Here is a 15026-nt window from a genome sequence, read left to right on the forward strand (position 1 = left end):
TAAATTTATAAAAATGAAACATTACGATATAGCTATTATTGGTTATGGTCCTGTAGGTGCAGTAACCGCAAACTTATTTGCAAAGCAAGGATTTACCATCGCTCTAATTGAACCAAAGTTAGATATATGGGATATACCTAGAGCCGTTCACTTTGATGGTCAAACTCAAAGAATTTTTCAGTCTATGGGAATTATGGATGAAGTTTCTAAAATAATTCATCCAATGACAGGAATAACATTTTTAAATAATAAAGGTAAAGAAATTGTTTATTTTGGAACAGAACATAAAGCACCACCAAATGGTTATAATGAAAGTGTATTTTTCAATCAACCAATCTTTGAAAAACTTCTTAGAGATCGTGCTTCTGAGTATACAAATATTGATTTTATGCTTGGTAACAAACTCACAAAAATTGTATCAAAAGAAAATAAAAATAATCTAGAAATAATTAATACTGATACCAATGAAACAGATTCATTATCATGTGAGTATTTATTGGGATGTGATGGAGCAAACAGTTTTGTAAGAAAATATTTAAATATAGAATCTCATGATTATAAATGTGATGAAAATTGGATAGTTGCTGACTACTTAGTTGATAAAAAATATAAAGTAAATTCTGATAGATACCAAATTTGTGATTACAAAAGACCTACAACTATTGTCCCTGTTGTAGGTCAACATGTGAGATGGGAATTTAAAATAAATCATGATGACGACTTAGACCATCTTGAAAATGAGGATAATATTCGAAGTATGATGAAGCCTCATTTGTGGAGAATTAATCCAGATATACCTCTTTCGAGCGGTAAATTATTAAGATCTAAAGCTTATACATATCATGGTGTTTTGGCAAAAAATTTTAAGTACAATAATTGTTTTCTTCTTGGTGATGCTGCTCATCAAATGCCTCCATTCTTGGGTCAAGGTTTATGCCAAGGTATAAAAGATGCCTATAATCTATGTTGGAGATTAACCGGCGTAAGAAACAATGTAATGAATACTAAAATACTAGAAATGTATTCACTTGAACGAAAAGGTGTTGTTGATTTTACTATTAGAAATGCTATTAAACAGGGTGACATAATTGGAAGTCAAGATAGATTTAAAGCATACATAAGAGATATTTATTTAAATATTTCAAAATATATTCCTAAGCTTTTAGACAATTTAAGAATTGCTTATTCATGGCGAATAAAAAAAGGTAATATCGATACAGATTTATTTCCTAATAAAGCAAATGGAGTAATCATACCGCACCCTTCCCTAGCATTAAAAAAAGATAACAAGTTGTTTGATGAGTATATCGGTAACAATTTTGGATTACTTGTCTTTGATAATAGTATTAATATAGTTAATGAAATTAAAAAACTTAGTTCTTCTTCTATATTTGGAAAGAATATTTTTCATATAGATGAAACTAATGAGTTCAATAAAGATAAAAAAATATTTAAATGGTCTAAGGTAAATAATATTTCTGCAGCAATAATAAGACCAGATAAACACATATACGGTTGTGTAGATAATACAAATATAATTAATGATATTGATCAGTTGACTAATAAATTAATTAGCGAAATTCAATGACAAAAATAAAAAGTTCAAAAAGAGAGGATGTAGAACAAAAACTTATTCAGGCTGCTAGTGAATTAATATGTGATCTTGGACCAAATAAAATTACTATAAGAGATATTGCAGACCATGCTGGCGTAAATCATGGACAAATACACCATTATTTTGGCGGGAAAAAAGGTTTGTTAGAAGCTACCTATAAGCAACTTGCTTTTGAACATGTTCAAAAACTTGATCGAAGAAAGGTTAATATTCACAATTTAGGTAATGAATCAGTTGCTAAGACTGATCCAGAATACTTTAAAGCAATAATTAAAGCTGTTGCTGACGACCAATTACAGCTCGCTACACTTGAAATAGATGAAGGATTATCAATTCCCAGAGCATTAATTCAACAGTTAAGAGTAGCAACAAAAAAAAATGCAGTATCAAGTGAAATGAAAGCGGCTGTAGCAATTGCATGTGTGCTGGAGTATGGGTTAAGTATGATGGATTCATATATAGATGTTGTTTTGGATATGAAAAAAAAAGATAAAGAAGTATTTATGTCATACTTCTTAAAATCAAGAAGTGCATATATAAATGAATTAATTAAAAAATAATATATTTAGGGGAATATTATGTTTTTAAGAAGTAAAACTATTTTACTGCTACCATTGTTAATATCATTCTTAATGGATGGCAAACCAAATATAATTATAATTCTTACCGATGATTTAGGTTGGGGTGATGTTTCATATCATGGTGGGTCAATACCAACACCTAATATCGATGAATTAGTATCAAAAGGTCTTGAAATGAATAGATTTTATAGCGATCCATCATGCAGTCCAACAAGAGCTACGATGCTAACAGGTATTAATAGTTTTGCTAATGGAGTAGTTCGTCCTTTCGCTAATCCAAGAGTTGAATCACATGGAATGCCTTTAGAACATAAAATAATGCCTGAGTACTTCAAAGAAGCTGGCTATCAAACTGCTCTATCTGGTAAATGGCATCTTGGAATGTCTGAAGAAGGTTTTCTTCCAATAAATCGTGGCTTTGATTCAACTTATGGTCATTTGATGGGTGGTATTGGTTACTTTGATCATGCATTTTCAGGAAGATTAGATTGGCACAGAAATAGTATACCTTTATATGAAGATGGTTACTCTACAACTTTAATTGCTGATGAAGCAGTAAGAATAATTGAAAATATTAATGAAGATAAACCTCTTTTTTTATATGTTGCATTTAATGCCCCGCATACACCTATACAAGCTGAGAATAGTGATATTGAATTGTTTAAAGATATTGAGGATATTTACGAAAGAAAATATGCAGCAAATATATATTCACTTGATAGAGAGATTGGAAAAATAATACAAAGTGTTGAAGATAAAGGTATTCTTGAAGATACTATTATCCTTTTTTTTAGTGACAACGGACCAGTTTTTGATATCGACCCAATTGCAAACGTAATTGCTCCAGATTTAATGAGTGCTAGAGGCAGCTCAGGGAAACTTAAAGGTAGCAAGATGAGTGCTTATGAAGGTGGAATAAGAGTGCCAGCCGTTTTCTATTGGAAAGGCGTATTAGAAAAATCAAAATCTGAACAATTTTTCTTTGCACAGGATATATTACCAACACTTTTATCTGCAGCCTCAATCAATGTTGATAATTCTAAATTCACGGGTATTAATCGTTGGAATGAAATTTTAAACAACGAAATTAAAGATCCTGTTAATGTACATACTGGGAATATTATAATTAATGATGAGAGAGCATTATTTAATGGAAAGTGGAAGTTGTACTATAGACAAAATGTTCAAACGAATGGCCCAAAAGTATATGAACTATTTAACATCATCGAAGATCCATTTGAAACAAAAGATTTATCACAAATTCACCAATCTATTTTTTTAGAAATGAAAGAAACAATAGACAACCAAACATTATGGATGAATCCACCTATTATAGATCCTGTGATGATGTACCTTTGGGGTGATAGATTTACAGATGATGAAAGATTTATTGGAGAGCCTTGGTTAGTGCGTGATTATGAACTTAAATCACCTCCACCTACATTTAAGGCTAATCTAATTTTTATCTGGATACTTATATTGGCAAATAAGTATAAAGTTTTAGGAGCATTTATATTATTAATATCAGTAATATTAATTATAAGAAAGTATAGTGCAGCTAGATCCTAGTGACATTAAAACCAAAGAAGTTTTCAATTGGAAAGGCTATCATCTATTGCATTTCTATGGATCAGCATGTTCCCAAAAATTAAGAATTTTTCTTAGTCTTAAAAAAATTGAATGGAAATCGCATCAAATAAATCTTCAAAAACAAGAACAATTCGGTGATTGGTTTTTAGGTATAAATCCGAGGGGTTTGGTCCCTACCCTTGTTTATGATGGAAATGTTTATATTGAAAGTAACTACATAATGTTTTTTATAGAATCTATTAATTCAAATATTAATCTTATTCCCATTAAATATATTAAAGAGATCGAAGAAAGTTTGGAGTATGAGGATAGCTTACACCAAGATTTAAGAATATTAACTTTTAGATTTATAGTGCCTCATTTTCTAGGTAAGAAAGATTTAAAAAAATTAAAAAATAAAAAAAATAATAAAGGAACTATAAAAGGTGAGATTGATATAAAGAAGAACAAAGAAATCGATTTTTGGATGAATCATCACAAGTTTGGAATTACTGATGAACAAGTTAATGAATCCTTTAAAAAATTTTCTGAAGCAGTAAATAAAATTGAACTAAAGTTAACTAAAAATAGTTATATATTAAATAATCAGATCACAGTCCTAGATATAGCATGGTTCATAAACATTAATAGAATAGTTAAAGCTGGTTTTGATCTTAAAAATAAGTATCCAAATACGAATAAATGGTACAAAAAATTAAAATGTAATAAAAATTTTTCAAACGAGGTTAAGGAAGGTCTTCCATTGCAAATAATAGTGAATATCTTTAGATTATATAACTTTTTTACTGGTAATCTTTTAAAAAATATCGTTAGATAATTTCACAAACATCTTCAAAATCTAATCTTGGTAATCTCATAAATATTTTTGACGGATCACCATAACCAATACAACATAAAAAATTTGATTTTATATTTGTACCAGCAAAAAACTTTTCATCAACTAATTGATTATTAAAACCTGACATGGGACCACAATCTAAACCAAGAGCTCTTGATACCATCATAAAATATGCTCCTTGAAGTGAGCTATTTCTAAATGCTGTCGATGTATTCATATCATCATTATTTTTGTACATAGGCGCTACATCCATATGAGGAAAAAGTTTTCCCATATTGTCAGCAAAGTCTAAATCATATCCAATTATCGCGATTACTGGTGCTGTCATAACTTTTGGAACATTATTAGGTAACAGTGCTTCTTTAAGTTTTTCTTTAGATTCATTGGATTTAATAAATTTAAATCTTGCTGGGCAACAATTAGTGCTCGTTGGACCCATTTTTGTTAATTCATAAATTTTATGTATTAATGAATCATCGATATCTTTATCCTGCCAGCCATTCATACTTCTTGCTTCGCCAAACAATAAATCAAGTTGGGATGAAGTTATATGTTCTGCGTTATCTTTTAATTTTGTAAATTTAGCTTGTGCCTCAGCTACAGCCTTCTTTTGATCATCTGTTAATTCAATCACTTTAAATTATGCCTCTTTTTTAGCAGCAATTTCCATTTCCTTGATCGTAGTAGCAATTGTTGGATTCTCAGCCCTTGCTTTATCAATCTGATCAACAGGCATTGTTATACCAAAAGTACTTGGAACTTCAGGACCGTATTGAGCCATTGCCAAATCTCTAAAGTTAGAATTTTCTGGCTCAACAGAAGAATTTATTAAATCTCCATCTGTCCAATGTTCATGTGTAAAACCATGTGGATCTCTCCAATAATCATACATTTGACTTCCTAAAAGATGTCTACCAATTCCCCATTCATGGTAATACTCATCAACTGTTTTCATATGGTAATGACCAGCCATCAAATCATCAACAGAGTCAGTAACCTCATATCCAGCATGGCCATATGTAGGTACCCCTAGGCCACCTGGTAAGCCCATATTATTCATTGTGTGATGATCAACTGGTTTATCACCCATATCACATCTCATGAAAGCTCCCATTGAGTTTCCATCAGGCCCTATACAATTATTGCTAACTAAAAAACCTAAAACATTTGAATACCATTCAACTGATGCTTGAGGATCTTTACAATTGATTGCTGTGTGGCCTAATCTTTTTACTTTTGAAGTTAGTTCATAAACCCATTTATCTCCATGAACTTGCCATTCATCTGCAGCTTTCCCAAAACGTTGAAGAACATTTTCTCTTTGTTTGGATTGACCTGTATTTAAAACTTTAGATACAACCGCAACTGGTTCAGATTCACTCATTCCATGACAAACTTCTACTTCAATACCATCAGGGTCCATAACAGTTACTTTATGTCCACCACCAGGTTCGATATTATCAACAATAGGTACATTAAATTCTTTAGAAAGCGCTTCTAAGTCAGAATAATTATTTGCTTTATAAGCCGATCCTATATACTTATTTTCTTCGCCTTTAGTCGCTACATAAATATACGGTGAAGTTCCAGTGCCTCTAAAGAAAATACTATTTTCATCCTCGTGGGCAAGCATCATTCCGAAGTGATTTAGATATTTTTTCTGAGCTTCAAATTCTGTAAGTTCAAACCTTACATAAATAATGTCTGCTACTTTGCATATTGGTTTAGTCATAATTATTTCTCCTCTATTAATTTATTAATTTCTGTCCATAGTAAATCATTATGATCATTTGGACCCTCTCCGTACAAACCTATCAATTCTGGTTTCCATTCACCTGTTTCATAATTAATTATAGCTTCCGTATAACTAGGTCTAGATGAAATATTATTCCAATATTTTGATAAATTTGGAAGTTTTTTACCATCAAAAACTCCATAAAATCTCATTTCTTGAACTCTATGTAATAAGGCCGTTAAACAACAATCAGCTGCTGAATATGAATCACCATATATAAATTGTTTACCATGATTTAAATAATTCTCAGTATAAATAAGATGCTTTGCTAGAAATGACATCATTTTTTTATAAACACCTGGTGGTGGACCTCCTAACAATCTAACCATAATAAATATTGGTTTTCTTTTATTAACACCATGATTTTTTAAATAATCCCATAAAACACTAAAAAAGGATCTTTTGCATAATAATCTAGCTAATACAGGTATTGAGATACCTCCTCCAGTCGTTCCAAACGTTTCACCAAGTTCTTTTTCGTCATCTAAAAATAGATAATCTAATAATTTATTAAATTCTTTATCATCAGGAGGAAATAATGATTCACCTTGATTTGGAAACTCTTTATCAATGTATTTCATGATTTCAATGCTGTCTGGTATTGGCTTGTTATCTGCAAGTAGTGTTGGAATTAATGTTTTTGGATTAAGTTTTTTATATGAATCTCTTAAATGATCGCCTTTTGACTCAAGATAAACTAAGTTATAGTTGAATTTTATTTTCTTTTCAGATAAAGCTAGTCTAGCCATATTTGATGCAACAGATTCACCATATCCATAAAGTGTTAAATTTGACATATCAAAATAATATAATATTTTTAGTCAATTGACTAGTTCTTAAAAAATTAATTATTTATTTAAAGTATTCATATTATATATACATATAAATGAGCATTATTTGTTGTGTATTTTTATCCAATTGGATAGAATATTTTTAACGATAATAAATCAGGGGGATTTTATGTTATATACTACATCTGTTATTAAACAAAATATAGTCTTAGCTATTTATAAAACATTTTTTGTAATATTGGCATTAGTTATGTCAGTTAACACTTTTTCACAATCTGATTCGCGACTTGAAGAAGTAATTGTTACAGCTCAAAAGGTTGAAGAAGGTTTATCAGAAGTACCTATATCAATTCAAGTTGTGTCAAGCGAAAGACTTGAAGATATCGGAACTACTTCATGGGAAGAATTAGCAGCATATGTACCAGGCCTTCAAGTTGCAAAAGGCGTACAAGAGCAATCTATTTATATGAGAGGTGTTGGTTCTGGCACAAATAAAGGTTTTGAACAGTCCGTAACACAATTCGTAGATAATATGCCTGTTACAAGAAGTCAGCAATATACAGTTCCTTTACTAGATGTTGAGAGAGTTGAAGTATTAAAAGGAACGCAAGGTGTTTTGTTTGGTAAAAATACTATCGCTGGTGTCATAAACACTGTTAGCAAAAGCCCTGAAATAGGTGGCGGATATGATGCAAGCGTTTCATGGGAAACTATAAATGAAACGAGATCAACAAAGATTCAAGCCGCTTCGAATATCCCACTTAATGAAAATATGGCTATGAGAGTTGCTTTAATGACAAATGAAGCAGATGGATGGGTTAAAAATTTATTCAAAAATGGCGATCCTGAACCGAATACTGAATCTCGAGCTTTTAGGACAACTTTTCTTTTTGAAAACGATGAATTTGCAGCAAATATAAAGTTATTTAAATCAAGCTATGACAGAGTTGGTCAACATTCAAGTTTAACTAAATGGGGATTAGCTGCTCCTCCTCCTATACTTCAAGCTGCTGGTAAAGTTCCAGCAATTGCAGCATTTACTGTTGGCAGTATTGCTTATCCTAATATTATTGCTGGACAAGATTTTGCATCCTACCAAGATGGTACTTTTGGTACAAATCCAAATGGCGGAACAATTGATTCTGAGAATATGATAATAAATTTATCGACAACTAGAGGAAATATCGATATTAATTGGACAACATCTATATCAGAATATGACTTTACAGAAGGAGCTGATGCTGACTTTACACCCTTAAGTTTCATAGGCGTAAGTGGAAATGAACAAAATGATGCTACTACTCATGAATTAGTGATTTCATCTCAACTAAATGATAGGTTTAGTTATATTGCAGGATTTTTTCTAGAAGATACAGAGTACTCCTTTCAAAATGAAGCATATGTTGATGGTACACTTGGAAATCCAATGATTTTAGGTGCCGTTACACAACAGGCTTTAGGTCTTAATGCGCAATCACTGATGATAGCAATGACAGGTGGGCGACTCACAGCTAGAAATGCAAAGACTCATCACTTTCATGATTTAACAACTGAAAGTCAGTCAGTATTCTTTCAAGGTAAATATGACATATCAGATAAATTATCTACTACTGTTGGAGTAAGATATTCTGAAGACGAAAAATCTCTTAAAGATAAACAAGTATATACAAGTGATGTAACAGGTGGACATGATCCAGTTGCTAATGCGACTTTAAACCCACTTGTTGGAGCATTCTTCATGGGAGCTTTAGGAAGAGCTACATATGATTTTCCTATTCAGACAATTTCTGAAGATACTGTTACACCATCATTTAAATTAGATTATGAATACTCAGATTCAACTAGGTTATATCTCAGTTGGGCTGAAGGTTATAAAGCAGCAGGTTTTGATGGAACTGATAACGTTCCAGCAGTAAATTATACAACTCCAGGCGATGGTGCGAGATTTGAAGCTGAAGAAGCAACAACAACTGAAGTTGGTGCAAAAATGAACTTTCCAAATTTAAATTTGAGAGCTAATGTAGCAGCTTTTTCAACAGAATACATAAACATGCAAGTATCAGCATTTGTTGGAGCTAGTTTTCAAGTCTCAAATGCAGGGGAATCAACTATTGAAGGTGTAGAATTAGATTTTGAATGGTCACCTGTCGATGGTTTATATATCGGTGGTGCTGTATCAACCTTAGATTTTGCATTTGATGTATTCTTAGGTAGTTGTACTGTTGCTCAAGAAGTTGCTTTTTTAGCGGCGAGTGGCGGCGCTGGTGAATGCACACAAGATATGAAAGGTAAAACTGGTGTCTATACTCCTGATATATCATCATCTTTATACGCTAAATACATAACACCAATAAATAGTGATATAAATATGATTTTAGGTTTAGATATGAATAAGACTGCTGAATATTATTCTCAAAATGATCTAGATCCAGACAATCTATCACCTGAAACTAATAAAGTTAATTTCAGATTAGGCCTTGAAAGTTCTGACGAAAAATATTTATTAACATTTTTTATAAGAAACCTCACAGATGAAGCTGGAAGATCTTTTGGTGTTGATTTACCTCTTATTTCTGGTTCTCATGTTCATTATCTTGAACCTGGTAGACAAGTTGGTGCTAGTTGGAGAGTTAATCTATAAGATTTGAAAAATAAATATAAAAACACCTGCATATGCAGGTGTTTTTATATATTGATAAATAATTATTAGATAACTAATATGTATAAAGGAGAAATATATGGCTTTTAAACTGGCAAATGTTAATGGTAGGTCGTCACTAGTTAAAGATGGATCATATTATGACATTGAAGAAATTTCTAATGGTAAATTAAGTTCTGACCCATCTGAATCGTTACAATCAATAGATATATTAAATGATTTATCGAATAATATAGTTAATTTTAAATCCAAAGGAACAATTGATAATATTCAATTAGGTCCACCTGTAACCAATTCAAGAAATTGTTTTGCTGTTGGTTTAAATTATAAAAATCATGCTGAGGAAAGTGGAATGGAAATACCACCCTTCCCAATGATCTTCACAAAACATACAACGTGTATAACTGGTCCATTTGAAGATATAGAAATGAGAAGTGATATTGTTGATTATGAAGCAGAATTAGTAGCAGTAATTGGTAAGTCTGGAAAAAATATAACTAAAGAAAATGCATGGAATCATGTTGCAGGATTAACAGTTGGTCAGGATATATCTGATAGATCTGTTCAATTTCATGCAATACCACCTCAATTTAATCTTGGTAAATCTTTTGATACATTTGGACCTATTGGTCCTTTCTTAGTATCACCAAATGCATTTGATAATAAAGAATCGCTAAATCTCGAATGTTATGTGAATGATGAATTAAGACAAAAAGACAACACTAGTGATTTTATTTTTGATATTCCATATATTATTTCTTACATTTCTGAATTTATAACTCTAAATACGGGTGATTTAATATTTACAGGAACTCCAGCTGGTGTTGGAGCTACACAAGGCAAACTTCTTAAAAATGGCGATATTCTAAAAACTACTATTGAAGGAATTGGTACTTTAGAAAATAAATGTGTAAGAATTGCAGATCACTCAAATGCTTCATTTATACCAGAATTTATTAAAAGCAAAATGCCAAAAAAAGATTGATTTAACTTAATGAATCATCCAAATATTTACCTTTACCACGCAAAGTGGTCACTTTGCAGTCAAATGGTAAGGGTTGCGCTTTATGAAAAAGGCTTAAATTTTGACGGTGAAATTATAAAATTATGTGATCATTATGAAGAAGCTGATAACTTAAGTGATAATTTTTTAACTAATGTTAATCCAACTGGTGTTGTACCTGTTCTTAAAATAGATAATGAATTAGTAAGAGATAGTGCAGTAATTATTGAAAGAATAGACTCTATTGATGGAAATATATCAATTAAATTATGGCCTGAAGATAAAACTGAAAGAAATAAATTAAGAAATTGGGTAAATAATACAACTATTACTGAAGGTGTTCCACTGGGAAAAACAATTGGTACTTCAATACCTTTATTCTCAGCTGGTTTAATTGAAAATATGATAAAAAAGTTAAGCTTTAGTGCAATTTGGAAAATTCTAAAAAAACATCCAAGACCAGAAAGAAAAAGAGCTTTTTTGTTAATGTATTTTTTTTCTTTAAAAAATAAAATTGGTCCAATTGCTTATAAGGGTTTTGTAAAAGGAATTCTTGAATTAGAGACTGCTTTAAATGATAAAGAGTTTTTGTTTAACGATTTTTCACATGCTGATATTAATTTAATGTGTTGTTTACATCGTTTAGTAGATTTAAGAATGGATTCGATTCTTGAAATGGATGAGCTTAAGAATGTTGGATATTTTTGGGAAAAATTAAAAACTAGAAAAAGTTATAAACAAGGAATTATTAATTTTTCGGATCATGATCAATTATTAAAAGAGGCATTTCCAGATAATATAAATCCCCATACAGACAAGTTAAAAAAAATGCTTATTAAGAAAAAAAAGTAATTATGGAATTAAAACTAAATGGAAAAAAAGCAATAGTTTGTGCATCAAGCAGAGGGTTAGGTAAAGCGTGTGCAGAAGAATTAGCTAAAGAAGGTGTTGAAATAACTATTAATGGCACAAATAAAAAAAATTTAAATAATACATTTAATGAATTCAAGGATAAAAATTATAAGGTACAGGCAGTTTTAGGTTTACTTGAAGAGAAGGATACACAAGAAAAATTGTTAGAAAAATGTCCAAGGCCTGACATCTTAATTAATAATAGCGGCGGACCGCCGCCAGGTAATTTTTTTGAATGGAAAGAACAAAACTTTCTTGATGCAATAAAATCAAATTTCACACAATCAGCACTTTTAATGCAATCTGTAATTCCTGGTATGAAAGAAAGAAAATTTGGAAGAATAATTAATATTACATCTGCAATGGTTAAAAATCCTCACTTAATGATGGGATTATCTACATCAGCAAGATCGGGATTACATGGTTTATCAAAAGCATTATCTAGAGAGGTATCCCAATATAATATTACAATCAATAATTTACTACCTGAACGAATTGCAACAGACAGACAAATCAATATTATCAACTACCAAGCTAAAGTTGCAAACATGTCCTTTGATGAGACATTAAAAATAGTAGAAGATGGTATTCCTGCAAAGAGAATGGGTACTGTAAATGAGTTTTCAGGAATATGTACTTTTTTGTGCTCAGAGCAAGCATCATACATAACTGGTCAAAGCATTGCTATTGATGGTGGAAGTTCTACTAATCTATTATAAAGATGTTAACAGCTAAAATATTCAAAAGATAAGTGTTTATTGGTGTAAAATACAATTAATGGCAAAAGAAGATCATCTAGAATTTGAAGGAGAAGTTATCGAGACTCTTCCTAATACTAAATTTAAAGTTAAACTTGAAAATGATCATATTATAACTGCTCATATTTCAGGAAAGATGAGAAAACATTATATTCGTATCCTAACTGGTGATAAAGTTAAAGTTGAGATGACGCCCTATGATCTTACTATTGGTCGTATAACTTTTCGAGGAAGATAGCCTAAACTTTTACTTTTTTTGCAACTTCAACAAAAACAAGCTTACCTTTTTTTATATCTAATTTAATTTGACCACCAGATTTTAAATTGCCAAATAGCAATTTATCTACTAATGGTTTTTTTATATTTTTTGATATGAATCGTTCCATTGGTCTAGCACCCATTTCTTTATCATAACCATTTTCAGCAATCCAATTGATAATATTCTTTGATACTATAATTTCAACATTTCGTTTATCTAATTGAGCTTGAAGTTTGGTAAGGAACTTATCAACTATTGAAAGAATTACGGATTTATCTAAATAATTAAACTGTATAACTTCATCTAACCTATTTCTAAATTCAGGTGAAAACAATTTATTTAAAGAATTCATTGCATCAGATTCGTTAGATGAAGAATTAAAGCCAATATTTCTTTTTGCTAAAAGTTCAGCGCCAATGTTAGTTGTCATTATTAAAACTACATTTCTAAAGTCAGACTTTCTGCCATTGTTGTCTGTTAGCACACCAGCATCCATAACTTGAAGTAATATGTTGAATATATCAGGATGTGCTTTTTCAATTTCATCTAACAGCAAAACACAATGGGGAGATTTAACCACTGCTTCTGTTAAAAGTCCTCCTTGATCAAAACCAACATATCCTGGTGGAGCTCCAATAAGTCTAGACACGGTATGACGTTCCATATACTCACTCATATCAAATCTAACAAGATCAACACCCATAATTTCAGAAAGTTGTTTACTGATTTCAGTTTTACCTACACCTGTTGGGCCAGTAAATAAAAATGAACCTATAGTTTTATTCTCATCTCTCAAACCTACTCTGGATAGTTTTATTGCATTTGAAAGAGTTTCAACAGCATCATCTTGTCCAAAAATAACTCTTTTTAAATTATCTTCAAGATTTTTAAGACTCTTTTTATCTGATGCAGAAATGCTTTGTTCAGGAATTTTCGTTATTTTTGATATTGTTTTTTCAATATGTGATTGATTTACTTTAATTTTTTTACTATTTTTTCTCTCTATGTTTAACATTGCGCCTGTTTCATCTATAACATCAATTGCCTTGTCAGGCAAAAATCTATCATTTATATATTTTGCTGAAAGCTCTATAGATGTTTTAATAGCTTCATTTGAGTAATCTACATTATGGTAATCTTCATAGATATTCTTAATCCCGTCTAGTATTTCAACACATTCGTCATAGTTGGGTTCAATAACATCAATTTTTTGAAATCTTCTTGAAAGTGCTTGATTTTGATCAAATATTCCTCTGTATTCCTGAAAAGTAGTTGATCCTATACACCTTATTTGCCCTTTAGCTAAAGCTGGTTTTAATAAATTTGATACATCTAAAGAGCCACCTGATGCTGAACCAGCTCCAATGATAGTATGAATTTCATCTATGAATAAGATAGGCTTATTTTCTGAATCTAAGAAATTAAGCACTTCTTTTAGGCGTTTTTCAAAATCGCCTCTATATTTGGTACCGGCTATTAGTGCTGCTATATCCAAGCTATAAATAACAGATTCATGAAGAATACTTGGAACTTTATTATTAACTATAAGCTCTGCTAATCCCTCAGCAATTGCAGTTTTACCTACTCCAGATTCACCAACTAGTAATGGATTATTTTTTGTTCTTCTAGATAAGATTTGGATCAGTCTTTCTATTTCTTTTGTTCTACCAATAAGAGTATCAATTTTTTTTTCTGCAACTAAATTATTTAAATTAATTAAGTAGTTAGATTCTTTAGTGTTTGAGGACGTTTCGCTAACTTCTTGATCCTCATCTACCTGAGCTTCATCTTTCTTTTTGGTTGCTCCATGTGAGATATAGGAAACAACTGCAAGACGATTGAGGTTATTTTTATTTAATAAAAAAACTGAATGTGATTCTTTTTCAGAAAAAATAGCTACAAGAATATTAATAGGTTTTACAACCCCTTTTCCACTTGACTGAATATGAAATACAGCTCTTTGTAAAACTCTTTGAAAGCCTAAAGTTGGTTGCACAGACTTGCTTTGATCAATCCTAGTGACTATATTTTTCTTAAGGTGTTCTTCAATACTATTTTTAAGTGTTTCAATGTGGATATTGTTAGTCTCTAAACAATCTTTTACATCATAGTCATTCAAAATCATTAACAATAAATGTTCTACAGTTATATATTGTATGTTTGCTTCATGAGCCTTGTCGAAAAGACTTGCTATTGATAATTCTAATTCCTTACTAAACATAATT

13 protein-coding genes are annotated in these 15026 nt (G+C 30.8%); 9 read left to right on the top strand and 4 right to left on the bottom strand.

What is annotated here, in order from left to right; genetic code table 11:
• The first annotated feature begins 13 nt into the window (after positions 1–13).
• Genes M9C80_03245 through M9C80_03260 form a run of 4 tightly spaced genes read left to right on the top strand, consistent with a single transcriptional unit; the run spans position 14 to position 4603 of the window.
• Complete coding sequence (locus M9C80_03245) at positions 14–1588, top strand: bifunctional 3-(3-hydroxy-phenyl)propionate/3-hydroxycinnamic acid hydroxylase (protein URQ68969.1); 1575 nt, start codon at positions 14–16, stop codon at positions 1586–1588.
• Positions 1585–2175 (top strand): TetR family transcriptional regulator, encoded by a 591-nt coding sequence (locus M9C80_03250; protein ID URQ68970.1) that lies wholly within the window; start codon positions 1585–1587, stop codon positions 2173–2175. The genes M9C80_03245 and M9C80_03250 overlap by 4 nt, the downstream gene beginning before the upstream one ends.
• Positions 2176–2193: 18 nt before the next feature.
• Positions 2194–3765, top strand: a complete 1572-nt coding sequence (locus M9C80_03255) for an arylsulfatase (GenBank protein URQ68971.1) — start codon at positions 2194–2196, stop codon at positions 3763–3765.
• Positions 3749–4603, top strand: coding sequence for a glutathione S-transferase (locus tag M9C80_03260; GenBank protein ID URQ68972.1), 855 nt, complete (start codon positions 3749–3751; stop codon positions 4601–4603). The genes M9C80_03255 and M9C80_03260 overlap by 17 nt, the downstream gene beginning before the upstream one ends.
• On the opposite strand, the gene M9C80_03265 is transcribed toward M9C80_03260, so the two are convergent.
• The 3 genes from M9C80_03265 to M9C80_03275 form a co-directional block, all read right to left on the bottom strand.
• Positions 4596–5129, bottom strand: coding sequence for a malonic semialdehyde reductase (locus M9C80_03265; protein URQ70196.1), 534 nt, complete (start codon positions 5127–5129; stop codon positions 4596–4598). The genes M9C80_03260 and M9C80_03265 overlap by 8 nt on opposite strands.
• 135 nt (positions 5130–5264) lie before the next feature.
• Positions 5265–6356 (bottom strand): VOC family protein, encoded by a 1092-nt coding sequence (locus M9C80_03270; GenBank protein ID URQ68973.1) that lies wholly within the window; start codon positions 6354–6356, stop codon positions 5265–5267.
• Positions 6357–6358: 2 nt separating this feature from the next.
• Positions 6359–7216, bottom strand: a complete 858-nt coding sequence (locus M9C80_03275) for a glutathione S-transferase family protein (protein ID URQ68974.1) — start codon at positions 7214–7216, stop codon at positions 6359–6361.
• A 163-nt stretch (positions 7217–7379) separates the two neighbouring features.
• Here M9C80_03275 and M9C80_03280 point away from each other — a divergent pair, with 163 nt between their 5' ends.
• The 5 genes from M9C80_03280 (at position 7380) to infA (ending at position 12780) form a co-directional block, all read left to right on the top strand.
• Positions 7380–9851 (top strand): TonB-dependent receptor, encoded by a 2472-nt coding sequence (locus M9C80_03280; GenBank protein ID URQ68975.1) that lies wholly within the window; start codon positions 7380–7382, stop codon positions 9849–9851.
• A gap of 97 nt (positions 9852–9948) precedes the next feature.
• Positions 9949–10854: a fumarylacetoacetate hydrolase family protein gene (locus M9C80_03285; GenBank protein ID URQ68976.1), complete on the top strand. Its 906-nt coding sequence runs from the start codon at positions 9949–9951 to the stop codon at positions 10852–10854.
• 9 nt (positions 10855–10863) lie between these two features.
• Positions 10864–11724: a glutathione S-transferase family protein gene (locus M9C80_03290; protein URQ68977.1), complete on the top strand. Its 861-nt coding sequence runs from the start codon at positions 10864–10866 to the stop codon at positions 11722–11724.
• Positions 11725–11726: 2 nt separating this feature from the next.
• Positions 11727–12503: an SDR family oxidoreductase gene (locus M9C80_03295; protein URQ68978.1), complete on the top strand. Its 777-nt coding sequence runs from the start codon at positions 11727–11729 to the stop codon at positions 12501–12503.
• A 58-nt stretch (positions 12504–12561) separates the two neighbouring features.
• A complete protein-coding gene (gene infA, locus M9C80_03300; protein ID URQ68979.1) occupies positions 12562–12780 on the top strand; it encodes a translation initiation factor IF-1 in 219 nt (72 codons plus the stop codon).
• 1 nt (position 12781) lies between these two features.
• Here the strand turns inward: infA and clpA are convergent, their stop codons facing one another.
• Complete coding sequence (clpA, locus tag M9C80_03305; protein URQ68980.1) at positions 12782–15022, bottom strand: ATP-dependent Clp protease ATP-binding subunit ClpA; 2241 nt, start codon at positions 15020–15022, stop codon at positions 12782–12784.
• Positions 15023–15026 lie beyond the last annotated feature (4 nt).

The organism is SAR86 cluster bacterium, from assembly GCA_023703615.1.
Lineage (GTDB): Bacteria > Pseudomonadota > Gammaproteobacteria > Magnimaribacterales > D2472 > MED-G85.